The sequence below is a fragment of the Pseudomonas sp. FSL W5-0203 genome (assembly GCF_001896155.1).
GTDB classification, from domain to species: Bacteria; Pseudomonadota; Gammaproteobacteria; order Pseudomonadales; family Pseudomonadaceae; genus Aquipseudomonas; species Aquipseudomonas paracarnis.
Genome location: NZ_MPOR01000010.1, coordinates 123,656 through 141,019, shown reverse-complemented (window position 1 = coordinate 141,019; position 17,364 = coordinate 123,656). Strand labels below are relative to the sequence as shown.

The 17,364-nt window shown below is 61.0% G+C and carries 19 protein-coding genes; 9 read left to right on the top strand and 10 right to left on the bottom strand.

Annotated features, from left to right (window positions below):
* The first annotated feature begins 10 nt into the window (after positions 1–10).
* Positions 11–964 (top strand): homoserine kinase, encoded by a 954-nt coding sequence (locus tag BOP96_RS11990; RefSeq protein WP_014716337.1) that lies wholly within the window; start codon positions 11–13, stop codon positions 962–964.
* 107 nt (positions 965–1,071) lie between these two features.
* Here BOP96_RS11990 and BOP96_RS11985 read toward each other — a convergent pair whose 3' ends face one another.
* Positions 1,072–2,001 (bottom strand): zinc ABC transporter substrate-binding protein, encoded by a 930-nt coding sequence (locus BOP96_RS11985; protein WP_073452792.1) that lies wholly within the window; start codon positions 1,999–2,001, stop codon positions 1,072–1,074.
* A gap of 58 nt (positions 2,002–2,059) precedes the next feature.
* Between BOP96_RS11985 and zur the strand changes: the two genes are divergently transcribed.
* The 4 genes from zur to BOP96_RS11965 are packed head-to-tail and all read left to right on the top strand — an operon-like array spanning position 2,060 to position 4,850.
* Positions 2,060–2,542: a zinc uptake transcriptional repressor Zur gene (zur, locus tag BOP96_RS11980; RefSeq protein ID WP_014716336.1), complete on the top strand. Its 483-nt coding sequence runs from the start codon at positions 2,060–2,062 to the stop codon at positions 2,540–2,542.
* Positions 2,542–3,312, top strand: a complete 771-nt coding sequence (gene znuC / locus BOP96_RS11975; RefSeq protein WP_003187361.1) for a zinc ABC transporter ATP-binding protein ZnuC — start codon at positions 2,542–2,544, stop codon at positions 3,310–3,312. Before zur ends, znuC begins: the two co-directional genes overlap by 1 nt.
* A complete protein-coding gene (gene znuB / locus BOP96_RS11970; RefSeq protein ID WP_014716335.1) occupies positions 3,305–4,093 on the top strand; it encodes a zinc ABC transporter permease subunit ZnuB in 789 nt (262 codons plus the stop codon). The genes znuC and znuB overlap by 8 nt, the downstream gene beginning before the upstream one ends.
* Before the next feature lie 37 nt (positions 4,094–4,130).
* Positions 4,131–4,850, top strand: coding sequence for a PA5502 family lipoprotein (locus tag BOP96_RS11965; protein WP_014716334.1), 720 nt, complete (start codon positions 4,131–4,133; stop codon positions 4,848–4,850).
* A gap of 86 nt (positions 4,851–4,936) precedes the next feature.
* On the opposite strand, the gene katE is transcribed toward BOP96_RS11965, so the two are convergent.
* On the bottom strand, positions 4,937–7,078 hold the full coding sequence (gene katE, locus BOP96_RS11960; RefSeq protein ID WP_060766945.1) for a catalase HPII: 2,142 nt from the start codon (positions 7,076–7,078) through the stop codon (positions 4,937–4,939).
* Between the two features lie 265 nt (positions 7,079–7,343).
* Between katE and BOP96_RS11955 the strand changes: the two genes are divergently transcribed.
* Genes BOP96_RS11955 through BOP96_RS11945 form a run of 3 tightly spaced genes read left to right on the top strand, consistent with a single transcriptional unit; the run spans position 7,344 to position 9,847 of the window.
* The gene (locus BOP96_RS11955; RefSeq protein WP_014716332.1) at positions 7,344–8,351 is read left to right on the top strand and encodes a methionine ABC transporter ATP-binding protein; all 1,008 of its coding nucleotides are present in this window, start codon (positions 7,344–7,346) and stop codon (positions 8,349–8,351) included.
* Entirely contained in the window at positions 8,351–9,025 is a 675-nt protein-coding gene (locus BOP96_RS11950; protein WP_003187354.1) for a methionine ABC transporter permease, read from the top strand. Before BOP96_RS11955 ends, BOP96_RS11950 begins: the two co-directional genes overlap by 1 nt.
* Positions 9,026–9,076: 51 nt before the next feature.
* The gene (locus tag BOP96_RS11945; RefSeq protein WP_014716331.1) at positions 9,077–9,847 is read left to right on the top strand and encodes a MetQ/NlpA family ABC transporter substrate-binding protein; all 771 of its coding nucleotides are present in this window, start codon (positions 9,077–9,079) and stop codon (positions 9,845–9,847) included.
* Between the two features lie 129 nt (positions 9,848–9,976).
* Here BOP96_RS11945 and BOP96_RS11940 read toward each other — a convergent pair whose 3' ends face one another.
* From BOP96_RS11940 to BOP96_RS11920, 5 genes are read right to left on the bottom strand one after another with little or no spacing between them, the layout of a single operon-like run.
* Entirely contained in the window at positions 9,977–10,612 is a 636-nt protein-coding gene (locus BOP96_RS11940) for an SCO family protein (RefSeq protein WP_014716330.1), read from the bottom strand.
* Positions 10,609–11,508: a heme o synthase gene (gene cyoE, locus BOP96_RS11935; protein WP_038448365.1), complete on the bottom strand. Its 900-nt coding sequence runs from the start codon at positions 11,506–11,508 to the stop codon at positions 10,609–10,611. Before cyoE ends, BOP96_RS11940 begins: the two co-directional genes overlap by 4 nt.
* A complete protein-coding gene (locus tag BOP96_RS11930; protein WP_038448363.1) occupies positions 11,496–12,575 on the bottom strand; it encodes a COX15/CtaA family protein in 1,080 nt (359 codons plus the stop codon). The genes cyoE and BOP96_RS11930 overlap by 13 nt, the downstream gene beginning before the upstream one ends.
* Positions 12,576–12,585: 10 nt before the next feature.
* Complete coding sequence (locus tag BOP96_RS11925) at positions 12,586–13,170, bottom strand: hypothetical protein (RefSeq protein ID WP_073452789.1); 585 nt, start codon at positions 13,168–13,170, stop codon at positions 12,586–12,588.
* Positions 13,136–13,900 (bottom strand): SURF1 family protein, encoded by a 765-nt coding sequence (locus BOP96_RS11920; protein ID WP_032872186.1) that lies wholly within the window; start codon positions 13,898–13,900, stop codon positions 13,136–13,138. Before BOP96_RS11920 ends, BOP96_RS11925 begins: the two co-directional genes overlap by 35 nt.
* A gap of 31 nt (positions 13,901–13,931) precedes the next feature.
* Here BOP96_RS11920 and BOP96_RS11915 point away from each other — a divergent pair, with 31 nt between their 5' ends.
* Positions 13,932–14,135 carry a twin transmembrane helix small protein gene (locus tag BOP96_RS11915; protein WP_003187345.1) on the top strand — a complete coding sequence of 68 codons (204 nt, stop codon included), beginning with the start codon at positions 13,932–13,934 and terminating at the stop codon, positions 14,133–14,135.
* Between the two features lie 6 nt (positions 14,136–14,141).
* Here BOP96_RS11915 and BOP96_RS11910 read toward each other — a convergent pair whose 3' ends face one another.
* The 3 genes from BOP96_RS11910 to ctaD all read right to left on the bottom strand — a co-directional run bounded on the left by BOP96_RS11910 (position 14,142) and on the right by ctaD (position 17,335).
* Positions 14,142–15,029, bottom strand: a complete 888-nt coding sequence (locus BOP96_RS11910; RefSeq protein WP_014716325.1) for a cytochrome c oxidase subunit 3 — start codon at positions 15,027–15,029, stop codon at positions 14,142–14,144.
* 35 nt (positions 15,030–15,064) lie between these two features.
* The gene (locus tag BOP96_RS11905) at positions 15,065–15,616 is read right to left on the bottom strand and encodes a cytochrome c oxidase assembly protein (protein ID WP_003187340.1); all 552 of its coding nucleotides are present in this window, start codon (positions 15,614–15,616) and stop codon (positions 15,065–15,067) included.
* Between the two features lie 135 nt (positions 15,617–15,751).
* Entirely contained in the window at positions 15,752–17,335 is a 1,584-nt protein-coding gene (gene ctaD, locus BOP96_RS11900; protein ID WP_003187339.1) for a cytochrome c oxidase subunit I, read from the bottom strand.
* Between the last annotated feature and the right edge of the window lie 29 nt (positions 17,336–17,364).

The window sequence follows — 17,364 nt, the reverse complement described above, 5'->3', positions numbered from 1 at the left end:
AGTTTTAACCATGTCTGTGTTCACCCCCCTGGCTCGGCCCGAGCTGGAAACCTTTCTCGCCCCTTACGGGCTCGGCCGCCTGCTTGATTTCCAGGGGATTGCCGCCGGCAGCGAAAACACCAATTTCTTTATCAGCCTGGAACAGGGTGAATTCGTCCTGACCCTGGTTGAGCGTGGCCCGGTGGCAGAAATGCCGTTCTTCATCGAACTGCTTGACGTGCTCCACGACGCCGATCTGCCCGTGCCGTACGCCCTGCGTACCACCGACGGTATCGCTTTGCGCGAACTCAAGGGCAAACCGGCCTTGCTGCAACCGCGCCTGGCGGGCAAGCACATCAAGGAGGCCAATGCGCAGCATTGCGCCCAGGTTGGCGAACTGCTCGGCCACCTGCACTTGGCCACCCAGGGCGAAAAGGTACTTGAACGCAAGACCGACCGCGGCCTGGCGTGGATGCTCAGCGAGGGCGCGCAGCTTATTTCGCACCTCAACGAGGCCCAGCAACGCCTGTTGCGCGATGCGCTGGCCGAGATCGACGCTCACAAGGCTGACATCCTCGGCCTGCCACGAGCGAATGTGCACGCCGATCTGTTTCGCGATAACGCGATGTTTGAAGGCACGCACCTGACGGGCCTGATCGACTTCTACAACGCCTGTTCGGGGCCGATGCTCTACGACGTGGCAATCGCCTTGAATGACTGGTGCTCGGATGCCGATGGCGTGATTGACGGTCACCGTGCCCGGGCGCTGCTGGGCGCTTACGCGGGGCTACGAGCGTTTACCGCGAAGGAAGCCGAGCTATGGCCGACCATGCTGCGCGTGGCGTGCGTACGGTTCTGGCTGTCCCGGCTGATCGCGGCCGAGTCATTTGCCGGGCAGGATGTGTTGATTCACGACCCGGCTGAGTTCGAGCATCGCCTGGCGCAGCGTCAGCAGGTCACGCTCCATCTACCGTTCGCGCTTTAAAAGACCGACTCGGTCAATGTGGGAGCTGGCTTGCCTGCGATAGCGGTATCGACTGACACACCGCTATCGCGGGCAAGCCCGCTCCCACAGGGGTTTTGTATTGCCTGTCAGAGCGACTCCAGGCAACCGGCCAGATCATTGCCGAGTTTTTCCAGCACCTGCTCATAACCCTGCGCGGTAGCCGGCGTATAGCCACCCAACGCATCCAATTCCGCCAACTTCACCGGCAACCCGGCCACCAGGGTTTCGGCCAAGCGAGGTCGCAACGGCGGCTCGCTGAACACGCAAGTCTTGCCCACGTCCTGCAAACGCGCGCGCATCGCCGCTACGTGCTGCGCGCCCGGCTGCACTTCGGCGGCCACGCTGAACACGCCAGCATGCTTCAAACCGTACGCCTCTTCGAAGTAATCAAAGGCTTCGTGGAACACGAAGTATGGTTTGCCATCAACGCCCGCCAAACGCTGCTTCAGGCGCGCATCCAGCGCGTTCAGGCGTTCTTCGAAGGCCTTCGCATTGCTCTGATAACGCTCGGCATTGGCTGGGTCGGCAGCGCTCAGATCGGCCGCCATCCGAGCGGCGATCACACGTGCATTGACCGTGGACAGCCACAGGTGCGCATCCACACTGCCTGGGCGGTGATCGTGGTCATGTTCGTCGGCTTCATCGGCATGTGAATGGCTATCTTCGCCGAAGATGCGCAGTTTCATGCCTGGCAGGTCCTGCACGGCCACCGTTGGCGCCGTACGGCCTTTGAGCACACGCGGCAAAAACGTTTCCATGTCCGGCCCGATCCAGTACAGCAGGTCCACCGACTGCACACGCCGTACGTCGGATGGGCGTAAAGCGAAGTTGTGCGGCGACGCCCCCGGCGGCAGCAATACCTCTGGAACAGCCACGCCGTCCTGCACGGCAGCGGCAATCAGCTGCAACGGCTTGATGCTCGTCAGTACCTTGACCTCGGCCTGAGCGGCACCCGCAACGAACAAACTGGTGACAAATACGACAAAAACGGGAAAAAGTCGGGACACGATGACCACTCGATGGCGTAGGAACGGGTAACATAATAACGTCTCTATCAAATATCTGTCGCCGCTCATGCCTAAAACACCGCTTGCCAGCCGTCCCCACGACCACTCTCACTGCGTGCACACCGCATTGTCAGAGGCCGACACCCTGTGCGCAAAGAAAGGCTTGCGCCTGACTGCCTTGCGTCGCCGGGTGCTGGAGCTGGTGTGGCAGAGCCACAAGCCTTTGGGCGCGTACGACATTCTGGGCGTCCTCAGCGAGCAGGACGGCCGCCGCGCCGCGCCGCCCACCGTTTACCGTGCGTTGGATTTCCTGCTGGAAAACGGCCTGGTGCACCGTATCGCCTCGCTTAACGCCTTTGTCGGTTGCAACCACCCGGAGCACGCGCATCAGGGCCAGTTCTTGATCTGCCGCGAGTGCCACGCCGCCATTGAGCTTGAACAAAAAAGCATCAGCGACGCCATTATCAAAAGCTCTGCCGACGTCGGCTTCAAGGTCGAAGGGCAAACGGTCGAAGTGGTCGGCCTGTGCGCAGGCTGCCAGGGGGTTTGATGAGCAATGCGTTAATCCGCCTGGAGCAGGTCGGGGTCACGTTCGCCGGGCAAAACGTGCTGGAGAACATCGCACTGAGCGTGGAGCCGGGTCAAATCGTCACCTTGATCGGCCCCAACGGCGCTGGCAAGACCACCTTGGTGCGCGCCGTACTCGGGCTGCTCAAGCCCCACAGCGGCACGGTTTGGCGCAAGCCCAAGCTGCGCGTGGGCTATATGCCGCAAAAGCTGCATGTGGACCCGACATTGCCGCTCTCCGTATTGCGCTTCCTGCGCCTGGTGCCTGGCGTAGACCGCGCCCGCGCCCAGGCTGCGCTTAAGGAAGTCGGCGCCGAACACGTCATCGACAACCCGGTGCAAAGCATCTCCGGTGGCGAAATGCAGCGCGTGCTGCTGGCCCGCGCCCTGCTGCGCGAGCCCGAGCTGCTGGTACTCGATGAACCCGTGCAAGGTGTCGATGTCGCCGGCCAGGCCGAGCTGTACAGCCTGATCACCCGCCTGCGCGACCGCCATGGTTGCGGCGTACTGATGGTCTCCCACGACTTGCACCTGGTCATGAGCACCACCGACCAAGTGGTCTGCCTCAACCGCCACGTGTGCTGCTCCGGCCACCCGGAACAGGTCAGTGGCGACCCGGCGTTCGTGGAGCTGTTCGGCAAGAACGCCCAGAGCCTGGCGATCTACCATCACCACCATGACCACGCCCATGACCTGCATGGCGCCGTCGTCGATACCCCCCACGTTCATGGAGATAGCTGCAAGCATGGCTGATTTTCTGCTCTACGCCCTGCTGGCAGGCTTGGCTTTGGCACTGGTGGCGGGCCCATTGGGCTCGTTCGTGGTGTGGCGACGCATGGCCTATTTCGGCGACACCTTGTCCCATGCTGCCTTGCTGGGCGTGGCCATGGGCTTTCTGCTGGATGTAAGCCCGGCCATCGCCGTGACCGTCGGCTGCCTGCTGCTAGCCGTGCTGCTGGTGACCCTGCAGCAACGCCAGCCACTGGCTTCCGACACACTGCTGGGCATCCTTGCGCCCAGTACCTTGTCTCTGGGCCTGGTGGTGCTGAGCTTCATGCATGAAGTGCGCATCGACCTGATGGCCTACCTGTTCGGCGACCTGCTGGCGATCAGCCCGACCGACCTGGCCTGGATCCTCGGCGGCAGCGCTGCGGTGCTGGCGTTGCTGGTGGCCCTGTGGCGCCCGTTGCTGGCGATCACCGTGCATGAAGAACTGGCCAAGGTAGAAGGCTTGCCCGTCGCAGGCCTGCGTATGGCCTTGATGTTGCTCATCGCCGTGGTGATTGCTGTCGCGATGAAGATTGTCGGCGTATTGTTGATCACGTCGCTGCTGATCATTCCAGCCGCCGCCGCCCAGCGCCACGCTCGCTCTCCGGAGCAGATGGCGATTGGCGCCAGCCTCCTGGGGATGCTTGCAGTGTGTGGTGGCCTGGCGCTGTCCTGGTTCAAGGACACACCGGCCGGGCCGTCGATTGTGGTTACGGCGGCCGCCCTGTTTCTGCTGAGTTTTGTCCTGCCCCGTCGAGGGGTGTAGACTTGCTCGCTTTTTGCGCAAATAGAGAGTCGCAGGAATGAAGCCGTTCACCTCCCGTTATCTGCTCCTTGCCGCATTTTCACTGCTGCTGGGCGCCTGCCAAAGTACGCCACCCGCTGCCCCCCAGGCTCCGGATCCGCGGGCTGCGGCCATCGCGCAGCTGGAACAAAACCTGGCCAGCAGCGAATTGGCCACCGCCGAAGACCAGCTGGCTGCATTGCAGGCCCAATCGCCCAATGACCCGGCACTTGAGGCCTACCAGCGTCAATTGGCCGAAGCCTACCTGCAACGCAGCCAGATCGTGTTGCAAAAAGGCGACGTCAACGCTGCCGCCACGGCCCTGAGCCGCGCCCGCGCCTTGATGCCCAAGGCCCCTGCGCTGACCGGTGGCGTCAACAGCGCCATCAGCCATGCGCGCAAAGCCGAATTGGACCAGGCAGAAGCTGCGTTGAAAGCCGCTGAGGCCAAGCCTGCCGCCAAGGTCATCGACCCGGCAGCGCCGAGCACCACCGTGGCGCTGAACCTTGCGGATGTTGAAGACATGCGCCATCAGTTGGACGCCATCGCCACCGATGTGGTGAATTACCAGTGCGACGTCAGCATCCAGGTGCCACGCACCCAGGATTACCCGTGGCTGGCCACGTTACTGACCAAGCGGGTCAAGCGGATTGATTCGGGGTATGACCTGAAGATTCACCGGCAAATCCTGAAACATATTCCGGCGCAGGTTGTGCTGATTCCGCGCAAGGCGGACTAAAAGCATCGCAGGCAAGCCAGCTCCCACATTTGAACAGTGTGGGAGCTGGCTTGCCTGCGATGACGACCTAACAAACAACCGATAAGTTAAGCCGGAATCGCCTTGGATTTCGGCTCACGCTCCCACACCCGATGCTGGGCAATCGCCGCAAAAAACGCTTTGAACGCCTTGGCATCCGCGCCCACGATCAACCCCGCATCCTCCTCCAGTTTCAGCAGGTCCAGCAACGGCTTCACATCGCTGGCTACCGCAATCGCCTTCAGGTGTTTGTAGGCTTCCAGTACGTAATGCAACGCCACGCCATCACCGCTCAGCGCCTTCACGGACTCTTTGCCACCCGGGATAAACACTGCGTCGAAGGCAATGGACGGCATGCCTTCCATGGAGGCGTCGACCGGCAGCGTCTTGCCCTGCGCGGTGGTTACCGGCGCCGAAGTAGGCCCCAGCAACTTGGCATGGGCGCCTTCAGCTTCAAGCGCGGCTTTTAACGCGTCAATGGCCGCACCATCAACGCCGTTGGCTGCCAGAATCGCCACTTTGCGCGTTTTGATATCACCCGATAGCAAATTCACCTGGCTCAAGGCTGGCGATTCTTTCAACGACGTTTCACGTGCAGGCACGGTGCCCTTGGTCGGCGCCGGCAAGCCGAGGTTCTGCGCAACGCGCTTGGCCAGCTCCAGGTCGATATTGGCCAGGATCTCGTTGACCTGGCGCGCACGGATGAACTCGCGCTCCACCTTGCCCAGCTCAAAACTATAGGCCGCGATAATGTGCTCTTTCTCGTGGTGGCTCATGCTGTTGTAGAACAGCGTCGCCTGGGAGAAATGGTCACCGAAGGATTCGCTGCGCTCACGTACTTTGTTGGCATCGACGCGCTCGTAGTAGGACTCAAAGCCACCATCGGTAGGACCAGCAGGGGTTTCTTTCGGCCAACCACCATCAATAGAGTTTGGCTCGTAGGACGCACGACCCTTATCAATCACGGTGCGATGCTGAGCGTCGCGCTGGCCGTTATGGAAAGGCACGACAGGCCGGTTGATTGGAATCTCATGAAAGTTCGGCCCGCCCAGTCGGCTGATCTGGGTATCGGTGTAGGAAAACAGACGGCCCTGCAGCAATGGGTCGTTGGTGAAGTCGATGCCCGGCACGATGTGGCCCGGGCAGAACGCAACCTGCTCGACTTCAGCGAAGAAGTTGTCCGGGTTACGGTTGAGCACCATTTTGCCCAGCGGCGTGATCGGTACCAGTTCTTCTGGAATGATCTTGGTCGGGTCGAGCAAGTCGAAATCAAACTTGTGCTCGTCTTCTTCGGCCACGATCTGTACGCCCAGCTCCCACTCGGGGTAATCGCCGCTTTCAATCGCTTCCCACAGGTCACGACGGTGGTAGTCCGTATCTTTACCGGCCAGCTTTTGCGCCTCATCCCATACCAGCGAGCAGGTGCCGACTTTTGGACGCCAGTGGAACTTCACGAAGCTGGACTTACCTTCGGTATTGATCAAACGGAAGGTGTGTACCCCAAAGCCCTGCATGGCGCGCAGGCTTTTTGGAATGGCGCGGTCGGACATGGCCCAGATCACCATGTGCGCGGATTCCGGTTGCAGCGAAACAAAGTCCCAGAACGTATCGTGGGCCGAACCGCCGGTAGGAATCTCGTTATGAGGCTCGGGTTTCACCGCGTGGACGAAGTCAGGAAATTTGATCGCATCCTGGATGAAGAACACCGGCATGTTGTTGCCCACCAGGTCGAAGTTGCCTTCGTCGGTGAAGAACTTCACGGCAAAACCGCGAACGTCACGCACGGTGTCGCCGGAGCCACGCGGGCCCTGCACCGTGGAAAAACGCGCGAACACCGGGGTTTTATGCTCAGGCGTGCGCAGGAAACCTGCCTTGGTCAGCGCCGAATGGTCGCCGTAGCTCTGGAAATAGCCATGGGCCCCCGTACCACGGGCATGCACGATGCGCTCAGGGATGCGTTCATGGTCGAAGTGCGTGATCTTTTCACGCATGATGAAGTCTTCCAGCAGCGACGGGCCGCGAGCGCCGACTTTCAGGCTGTTCTGGTTATCGGAAATTTTCACGCCCTGGTTGGTGCGCAGGGCCTGGCCGGTTGCATCGGAACGGAATTCTTCCAACGCCTGCAGCTTGGCGTTGGTGTTGCCACGGTCCAGGGTATCAGTGCCCGCGAGTTCACTCTTCGGCGGGGTGGCTGGCTTCTTGGTACTCATCAGTCAAAACTCCTTATTCAAAGTGGCCAGAGCGGTCCCCGGCTCGTTTGAGCAAAACCCCAGGCACGGCACCTGGGAAATCGAGTTGCTTAAGTAGTGACTGACGCGGTTTTGCACCGTTCCTTTTTTATGACCTTTGATCGCGTTATTGCCAAATGACTGGATGAATACGAAATAAATGCTAAGAAACGCTATACGGACAGGCTAAAATGCGCGCCCGGCTAACCGCTGATCCCTTTTCAATGCGCCCCACAAGGTTCGCTACGTGATCGAGTTTCAAAACGTCCATAAAACCTACCGCGTCGCCGGTAAGGATATCCCCGCCCTGCACCCCACCAGCCTGCGCGTCGCCAACGGCCAAGTGTTCGGCCTGATTGGCCACTCGGGTGCGGGTAAAAGCACACTGCTGCGCCTGATCAACCGCCTGGAAGAACCCAGCGGCGGGCAGATCACGGTCGACGGTGAAGAAGTCACCGCCCTGGATGCCAACGGCCTGCGCCGCTTCCGTCAGCAGGTCGGGATGATCTTCCAGCACTTCAACTTGCTGGCGTCCAAGACCGTGGCCGACAACGTCGCGCTGCCGCTGACGCTCGCCGGTGAACTGTCGCGCAAGGAAATCGACCAACGTGTGGCTGAGCTGCTCGCCCGCGTCGGCTTGTCGGACCACGCCAAGAAGTACCCGGCGCAGTTGTCCGGCGGCCAGAAACAGCGCGTCGGCATCGCCCGAGCCCTGGCGACCAAGCCAAAAATCCTGCTTTGTGACGAAGCCACCAGCGCCCTCGACCCGCAAACCACGGCGTCGGTCCTGCAACTGCTGGCCGAGATCAACCGCGAGTTGAACCTGACCATCGTGTTGATCACCCATGAAATGGACGTGATCCGCCGCGTATGCGACCAAGTCGCGGTGATGGACGCGGGGGTGATCGTCGAGCAAGGCTCGGTGGCCGACGTGTTCCTGCACCCCAAGCACCCGACCACCAAACGCTTCGTACAAGAAGCCGAACAGGTGGACGAAGGCGAGCAGCGCGACGACTTTGCCCATGTGCCAGGCCGTATCGTGCGCCTGACGTTCCAAGGGGACGCGACCTACGCGCCACTGCTGGGTACCGTCGCACGGGAAACCGGTGTGGACTACAGCATTCTTGCCGGTCGTATCGACCGCATCAAAGACATCCCTTACGGGCAACTGACCCTCGCCGTCACCGGCGGTGACATGGAAGCTGCGTTTGCACGCTTCACCGCCGCAGACGTTCACATGGAGGTGCTGCGCTGATGGACGTGTTCCTGAGTTTCTTCGCCAATATCGACTGGTCTGAAATCTGGCTCGCCACCGGCGACACTATGACCATGCTGTTCGGCTCGCTGTTCTTCACCGTGCTGCTGGGCCTGCCTCTGGGCGTGCTGTTGTTCCTGACCAGCCCGCGCCAGCTGTTCGAACAAAAAGGCCTGTACGCGCTGTTGTCGCTGATCGTGAATATCTTGCGCTCGCTGCCGTTCATCATTCTGTTGATCGTGATGATTCCGTTCACGGTACTGATCACCGGCACGTCGCTGGGTGTTGCCGGTGCGATCCCACCGTTGGTCGTCGGCGCTACGCCATTCTTTGCGCGCCTGGTGGAAACCGCACTGCGCGAAGTGGACCGTGGCATCATCGAAGCCACCCAGGCCATGGGCGCCACCACCCGCCAGATCATCACCAATGCCCTATTGCCCGAGGCCCGCCCTGGCATCTTCGCGGCGATTACGGTGACGGCTATTACACTGGTTTCCTACACCGCGATGGCTGGTGTGGTCGGTGCTGGCGGCCTGGGCGACCTGGCAATCCGTTTTGGCTACCAGCGCTTCCAGACCGATGTGATGGTGGTCACTGTGGTGATGCTGTTGATTCTGGTGCAAATTCTGCAAACCGTCGGCGACCGGCTGGTGGTGCACTTTTCTCGTAAATAACGGCCATTGCCGGCACGTAGCCGGCAGATGCCCGAACAAGGAGCTTGCTGGATGAAAAAACTACTGGTTGCTTTCGCCGCTGTGGCTGCGTTTTCCGCCCACGCCGAGACCATTACGGTCGCTGCTTCGCCGGTGCCTCACGCCGAAATCCTCGAATTCGTGAAGCCTGCCCTGGCCAAAGAAGGCGTGGACCTGAAGGTCAAAGTCTTCACCGACTACGTGCAGCCGAACGTACAGGTGGCTGAAAAGCGCCTGGATGCCAACTTCTTCCAGCACCAGCCGTACCTGGATGAATTCAACAAAGCCAAAGGCACTCACCTGGTGAGCGTCGGCGCTGTGCACCTGGAACCTCTGGGCGCTTACTCCAGCAAGTACAAAAAACTGGCCGACCTGCCTGACGGCGCCAACGTGGTGATCCCGAACGACGCCACCAACGGCGGCCGTGCGCTGTTGCTGCTGGCCAAGAACGGCCTGATCACCCTGAAGGACCCGACCAACATCCTGTCGACCATCAAGGACATCACCGGCAACGATAAAAACCTGAAATTCCGTGAACTGGAAGCCGCTACCTTGCCACGCGTGCTGACCCAGGTCGATCTGGCGCTGATCAACACCAACTACGCCCTGGAAGCCAAGCTGGACCCATCCAAGGATGCCCTGGTGATCGAAGGCAACGACTCGCCTTACGTGAACATCCTGGTAACCCGCGAAGACAACAAGGATGCAGACGCGGTGAAGAAGCTGGTTGCAGCCTTGCACACGCCTGAAGTGAAGAAATTCATCGAAGAGAAGTACAAAGGCGCGATCAAGCCAGCGTTCTGATCTCTCCTGATCTGATCGTTCCCACGCTCCGCGTGGGAACGCCTCTTGTGAAGCTCTGCGTCACGCTTGGGGACGCAGAGCGTCCCTAACTGCATTCCCACGCAGAGCGTTGGAACGATCATCAGGTGCTCACTTGCGCTGTAGCAACCCCGGCAACTGCGCCACCAGCTTCTGGTTGTTCAATGGCGCACGAATAAACCCACGCTGAGTACCATCCGGGCCGATCAGTGCCAGGTTACCGCTGTGGTCGACGGTGTAGTTCGGCTTGCTGGTATCCGCCGGAATGAAGGGAATGCTCACCGCATTCGAAACCTTCTGTACATCCTCCACATTCGCGCCAGTCAGGCCTTGGAACTGTGGGTCGAAGTAACCCAGGTACTGCTTGAGCTGCGCCGGGGTATCGCGGTTCGGATCGACGCTCACCAGGATCACCTGCAACTTATCCACAGCCTCTTTGGGCAGTTCGCTCTTGATCTGGCGAAGCTGGGCGAGGGTGGTCGGGCAGATATCCGGGCAGAAGGTGTAACCGAAAAACAGCAGGCTCCACTTGCCCTTCAACTCATTGACCACCACCGGCTGACCTTCCTGGTCAGTCATGGTCACCGCTGGCAACTGGCGGCTTTGCGGCAGCAGAATGATGCCGGCGTCGATCAGCGCAGTGGGGTCGCCCTGGCCTTTGCCCGAGAGCACTTTGTTGACGGTCAGGCCCATGATCAACGCCACCAGGGCCACGAGGATGAAGACGGTTTTTTGAGTTCGAGTCATAGGTTCAACAATAAGTAGTGGTCTACGAGCAGGGCGATAAACAGCAGCAGCAAGTACCAGATAGAGTACTTGAACGTGTTGATCGCCGCGTGCGGCTGGCTGCCACGGTACAACACCCAGGCCCATTGCAGAAAGCGCGCCCCCAATACCAGCGCAAAGCCCAAGTAGAGCAGCCCGCTCATGTGGATAACGTAGGGCATCAGGCTCACCGCCAGCAGGGCGAAGGTGTACAGCAGGATATGCACCTTGGTGTAGTGCTCGCCATGGGTGACCGGCAGCATCGGGATGTCGGCCTTGGCGTATTCCTCTTTGCGGTGAATAGCCAGGGCCCAGAAGTGTGGCGGAGTCCAGGCGAAGATGATCAGCACCAGCAGCAAGGGTTCGGCACTCACATGCCCAGTGACAGCCACCCAACCCAGCAGCGGCGGCGCCGCACCGGCCAGACCGCCGATGACAATATTCTGCGGCGTCGCTCGCTTGAGAAAGCCGGTGTAGATCACCGCATAACCCAGCAGCGAAGCCAAGGTCAGCCAGGCCGCCAGCGGGTTGGTGAACACCAGCAGCAGGGCCAATCCTGCAATAGCCAGGAACAACGCAAACGCTAACGCAGCCATCGGCGAGACACGCCCCTCAGCCATCGGCCGCTTGTGAGTGCGCGCCATCACGGCATCAATCCGTCGATCCACTACATGATTGACCGCCGCCGCGCCGCCGGCACACAGGGCAATGCCGAGGTTGCCGAACACCAGCACTGTCCAGGGCACACCGGCGCGGGTGGCAAGGAACATGCCCACCAGCGAAGTGATCAGCATCAGCACCACCACTTTGGGCTTGGTCAGCTCCAAATAGTCACGCCAGATCGCCCGGTCGCGACGTGCGCCGATCACGGCCGCCATGGCAGTTCTCCTTTAAGGGTGATCAGGCCTGACACCTGTTTGCGCGGGATAAAACGCCAGCCGAACAGGCGCGGGTGACGCACCCGAACCAGGCTGGTGCGCGCGTGATAATTGACCAGCACCAGCGTCATCAACAACGTTGCCCCGCCAGCGTTGTGCGCGACCGCCACCGGCAGCGGCAGGCCGAACGCCACATTGCTCACCCCCAGGCAGATCTGCGCGGCCAGGGCGATCAACAACAAGCCGGCCAGGCGCGTCATCCCCACTGCCCGCAGTTGCCAGGCCAAACCGAGCAGCACCAGCGTGACCAGCACGGCGCCGATGCGATGCGTCAGGTGGATGGCGGTGCGCGCTTCGCTGTCGAGCTGGCCCCCCAGGTAATTGGGGCCGATGTGCTGGGTCAGGTGAAAACCATTGGCGAAGTCCGCTGCTGGCCACCATTGGCCATGGCAGGTGGGCAAATCGACACAGGCCACCGCCGCGTAGTTGGAACTGACCCAGCCGCCCAGGGCGATCTGCCCGATCACCAGCACCAGCCCCGCCGTCGCCCAATATTGCAGGCGCTTGGGCACGACCAGCGCCGGTAGTACGCCGGACAGCCGCAGGCTCAGCAGAAACAGCAGGCTCAAGGTCGCAAAGCCGCCCAACAGGTGCCCTGTGACCACTTGCGGCCAGAGCTTCAAGGTCACGGTCCACATGCCAAACGCCGCTTGGGCGAACACCACCGCCAGCAGGAACAGCGGCAGCTTCACCGGCTGGCCCGGATCGCGTCGATGACGCCACGAACGCGCCGCCAGCAGCGCGATCAACAGGCCCAGGCTGCCCGCGAAGTAGCGATGGGTCATCTCGGCCCAACCTTTGTCGGCCTCCACTGGCGTGCCGGGAAAGTGCAACTCGGCATGGGCCAGTTGGGCTTCGCTTTGCGGCACGCTGATAAAGCCATAGCAGCCGGGCCAGTCCGGGCAGCCGAGACCGGCGTGAGTCAGGCGGGTATAGGCGCCGAGCAGCACGACAAACAACGCCAGAAGCGTGGCAAACAGCGCGAGGCGAAATCCAGGCTTGGCCATGAGGGTGCCCTTATCCGATGTTCGACAGTTTCAGCAGCAAGCGCAGATCGTTGAGCAAGTCCTTGCCCTTGACCTTGGCGTCGTAGCGCAGCACCAGATTGCCGTGGGGGTCGACGATCCACAATTGCGCATCGCCAGGCGCGGCAGCGTTCCTGGTAAAGGTCGACACATCCAGCGGGTAGCGCTGCAGTTGTGGATATTCGGCTTTGAGCTTGGCCTCGTATTCGCTGCTCAGCGGTTGCGCGCCGGCCAGGGCATGGCTGGCACGGGATGCATCACGGCCAAGACTGATCTGCAGCTGGCGCGCCAGGTAGACCAGTTGCTGGCAATCGGCAGCACAGGCGGTGGGGGCGGTGACCAGCAGTTGCCAGCGCTGTTCATCGGCCTGCACGCCGATGTCGGCGCGGGTCTGGCCGTTGCCAATCAGTTCGCCGTGATAGCTGCGGCTGTCCGGCACCCAGAACTGCAATTTGTACATGAAGGTGGCCAGCACCATCGGGCCGATCACCATCATCAGGATCAAAATCAGCTGCCAGCGCCCCTTGCGCCGATCAGGCGTGTCAGATGTGCTGGGTGGATTCATGACCGCTCCCATGGGGCTTCTCCTTTTTGTTATGCCATCCGAGGTAGAGGTAAAGCGCCAGCAACGCCATGGCCATGGCGAACCATTGCACAGCGTAGGCCAGGTGTTTTTCCGGGCCCATGGCGACCACAGGCCAGCTGGTTTCGTAGGTACCGGGGCCCGCTTCGGCACGCAGCTCATAGGCAAAGCCACTGCGCCCCAGTTCGCCCCACAGGGCGGCAGGGTGCAGCGCGGTCAGCAGGCGCGGCCATTGCGTGCTGGCCGGGTCGGCATGCAGTTGGAAGGTCTCGCCGGGGGCGACGTACACCCAGGCGTCGAGGTTCAGCGTCTGTTCAGGGGTAGTAAAGGCGGGCGCGATACGCCGGTCCGGCCAGGGCAGCCAGCCGCGATTGAGCAACAGCCACAGGCCGCTGGCCTGGTCATGAAAGGGTTGCAGCAACTCGACACCGGCCTTGCCGTCACGCATGCGGTTATCCAGCAATACGCTGTGTGCACCATCCAGTTGCCCGCGAAGGTGAACGCGACGGAAGGCTGGATCAGCCATGTCATTGAGCTGAGCACTGCTGACCGGCTCGGCGGCGCGGCGCTCGGCATAACGGTCTACCAACAGTTGCTTTTCGTGCCCGCGGGACAATTGCCAAAACCCCAGGCCCACCATCAACGGCAGCAACACCAGTACCACCAGCGTCGGCGCGATGCCCGGGCGAAAGCGTTGCATGGCACTGGCTATACTCGATCTCATCGCCCCTCCCCAATTAGCCCGGAGCCAGACCATGCTCAAAGCCGCCATTGCCCTGATGCTGATCGCGACCGTCGTGAGCCTGTTCAGTGGCTTGTTCTTCCTGGTCAAGGACGAGGGCAACTCCAACCGCCTCGTCACTGCCTTGACCGTGCGTGTCACGCTGGCCGTGATCACCGTGGGCTTGATCGCCTGGGGCTTTTTCAGCGGCCAATTGGTCTCTCATGCGCCGTGGTAAGCGGCGTCACAGCACATAGACAAAGAAAAACAGCCCGATCCACACCACGTCCACAAAATGCCAATACCAACTGGCCGCCTCGAAACCGAACTGGTGCTCGGCATTGAAATGCCCGCGCAGGATGCGCATCAGCATCACAAACAGAATGATGGTGCCGATGGTCACGTGGGCGCCGTGAAAGCCCGTGAGCATGAAGAACGTCGCGCCGTACACGCCTGAACCCAGGGTGAGGCCCAACTCTTTGTAGGCGTGGATGTATTCCTCGGCCTGGAATCCAAGAAACGCCAAGCCCAGCAGCACGGTGATCGCCAGCCAGACTTTCAGCGCACCACGATGGCCTTTGCGCAGGGCATGGTGGGCAATGGTGATGGTCACGCTGGAACTCACCAGCAAGATGGTGTTCACCAATGGCAGGCCCCAGGGGCTGATGGTGCCTTTGGGCGCAGGGTAGAGCTTAGGGTCGGGGTTGTTCAGCAGGGGCCAGGCAAACTCAAAGTTCGGCCACAGCATGTGGGCAATGCCCTTGGGCCCCTCGCCCGCCAACCAAGGCCCAGCCCAGACGCGCACGTAGAACAGCGCACCAAAAAAGGCAATGAAGAACATCACCTCCGAAAAGATGAACCAGGTCATGCCCCAGCGGAACGAGCGGTCCATCTGCGCGCTGTACAGCCCGGCGCGACTTTCCTTGATCACCGCGCCAAACCAGCCAAACAGCATATAGGCCAGCAACAAACCGCCGACGAAAAAGATCCACGGCCCGTGGGATTCGGGCCGCGCGGCCTTCAAGTCGTTGAACCACACGGCCAGGCCATACACGGTGACCAGCAGGCCAATCGTGGCAATTATTGGCCATTTGCTTTGCGCTGGTACGTAGTACGTATCATGAGTCGACATGTATTCGCTCTCCTGATTGAGGGGGCAAACAGTAGCTAGCCCCCGGTCCTGACGGCCACGGGCGGCTGGCGCGCAGTGATATCGAACAGCGTGTACGCCAGGGTCAAATGCTTCACATCCTTGGGCATCGCGCGGTCGACGATGAAACGTACGGGCATCTCAATGCGCTCACCGGGCTGCAACACTTGCTGGGTGAAGCAGAAGCATTCGGTCTTGTGGAAGTACATCGCCGCTTCGGCCGGGGAAATGCTGGGTATCGCCTGGGCTGTCATCGGCTTATCGGTGGGGTTGTAGGCCACGAACAGCATCTCGTTGACTGCACCGGGGTTGACCACAATCTCATCGGCCTTGGAGTGGAATTCCCAGACCATGTCGATGGCGTTGGTGGACAGAAACTGCACCCGCACCTGGCGCGAGGGGTCAACCATTTGCTCACCCTCGTACTGCCCGGCGGTCTTGCCGTTGATGCCGAACGCCTTGCACATCACGTCGTAGATCGGCACCAGGGCGAAGCCGAAGGCGAACATTGCCAGCACCAGGATCAGCAGGCGGGTGACCAGGCGCTTGAGCGGTACGGAGTCAGCCATAGCGCCCACCTGGCTTTGGACTTTCTGTGGGAGCTGGCTTGCCTGCGATGAGGGCCTGAGGGCTGGTAGATTCAGCGCCTGACCTACCGCCATCGCGGGCAAGCCCGCTCCCACATGGGGAGTATAGGGAGGGCTTCATTTGACCTCCGGCGGCGTCGTGAAGGTGTGATACGGCGCGGGTGAGGGCACGCTCCATTCCAGGCCCTCGGCGCCATCCCACGGCTTGGCCGGCGCAGGCGGGCCGCCACGGATGCACTTGATGACAATGAACAGGAAGAAGATCTGCGTGGCGCCAAACATGAAGGCACCAATGGACGAGACCATATTGAAGTCAGCGAACTGCAGGTTGTAGTCCGGCACTCGGCGCGGCATACCGGCCAGCCCCACAAAGTGCATGGGGAAGAACGCCATGTTCATGCCCACGAAAGACAACCAGAAGTGCAGCTTGCCCAAGGTTTCGTCGTACATATGGCCGGTCCATTTCGGCAGCCAGTAGTAGGCAGAAGCGAAGATCCCGAAGATCGCGCCGGGCACCAGTACGTAATGGAAATGCGCCACCACAAAGTAGGTGTCGTGGTACTGGAAGTCCGCCGGGGCAATCGCCAGCATCAGCCCGGAGAAGCCGCCGATGGTGAACAGGATCACAAAGGCCACCGCAAACAACATCGGCGTCTCGAACGTCAGTGAGCCTTGCCACATGGTGCTGACCCAGTTGAACACCTTCACGCCCGTGGGCACGGCAATCAGCAGGGTGGCGTACATGAAGAACAGCTCACCCACCAGCGGAATGCCCACCACGAACATGTGGTGCGCCCACACGATGAACGACAGGAACGCGATGCTCGCGGTGGCGTAGACCATCGAGGTGTAACCGAACAGCGGCTTGCGCGAGAAGGTAGGGATGATCGAGCTGACGGCGCCAAAGGCCGGCAGGATCATGATGTACACCTCGGGATGCCCGAAGAACCAGAACACGTGCTGGAACAGCACCGGATCACCACCACCGGCCGCACTGAAGAAGCTGGTGCCAAAGTGAATGTCCATCAGCATCATGGTCACGCAGCCCGCCAGTACCGGCATCACCGCGATCAGCAGGAATGCGGTGATCAGCCAGGTCCACACGAACAGCGGCATTTTCATCAGGGTCATGCCCGGCGCACGCAGGTTGAGGATGGTGGCGACCACGTTGATCGCGCCCATGATCGAACTGATGCCCATCAGGTGGATGGCAAATATAAAGAACGTCACGCTTTCCGGCGCATAAGTGGTGGAGAGCGGGGCGTAGAAGGTCCAGCCGAAATTCGGCCCGCCGCCGGGCGTGAACAAGGTGGACACCAGCAACAGGAACGCCGCCGGCAACAGCCAGAAGCTGAAATTGTTCATGCGCGGCAGGGCCATGTCCGGCGCGCCGATCATCAACGGGATCATCCAGTTGGCCAGGCCGACAAACGCCGGCATCACCGCGCCGAATACCATGATCAACCCGTGCATGGTGGTCATCTGGTTGAAGAACGCCGGCTGCACGATCTGAAGGCCCGGCTGGAACAACTCGGCGCGGATCACCATGGCGAACGAGCCGCCGAGCAGGAACATGGTGAAGGCGAACCACAGGTACATGGTGCCGATGTCTTTGTGGTTGGTGGTCAGCACCCAGCGCATCAAGCCTTTGGCGGGGCCGTGGGCGTGGTCGGCATGACCGTGGTCGATCACAGTGCTCATGGCCGTTCTCCTGCAAGCGAGTGAGCGGG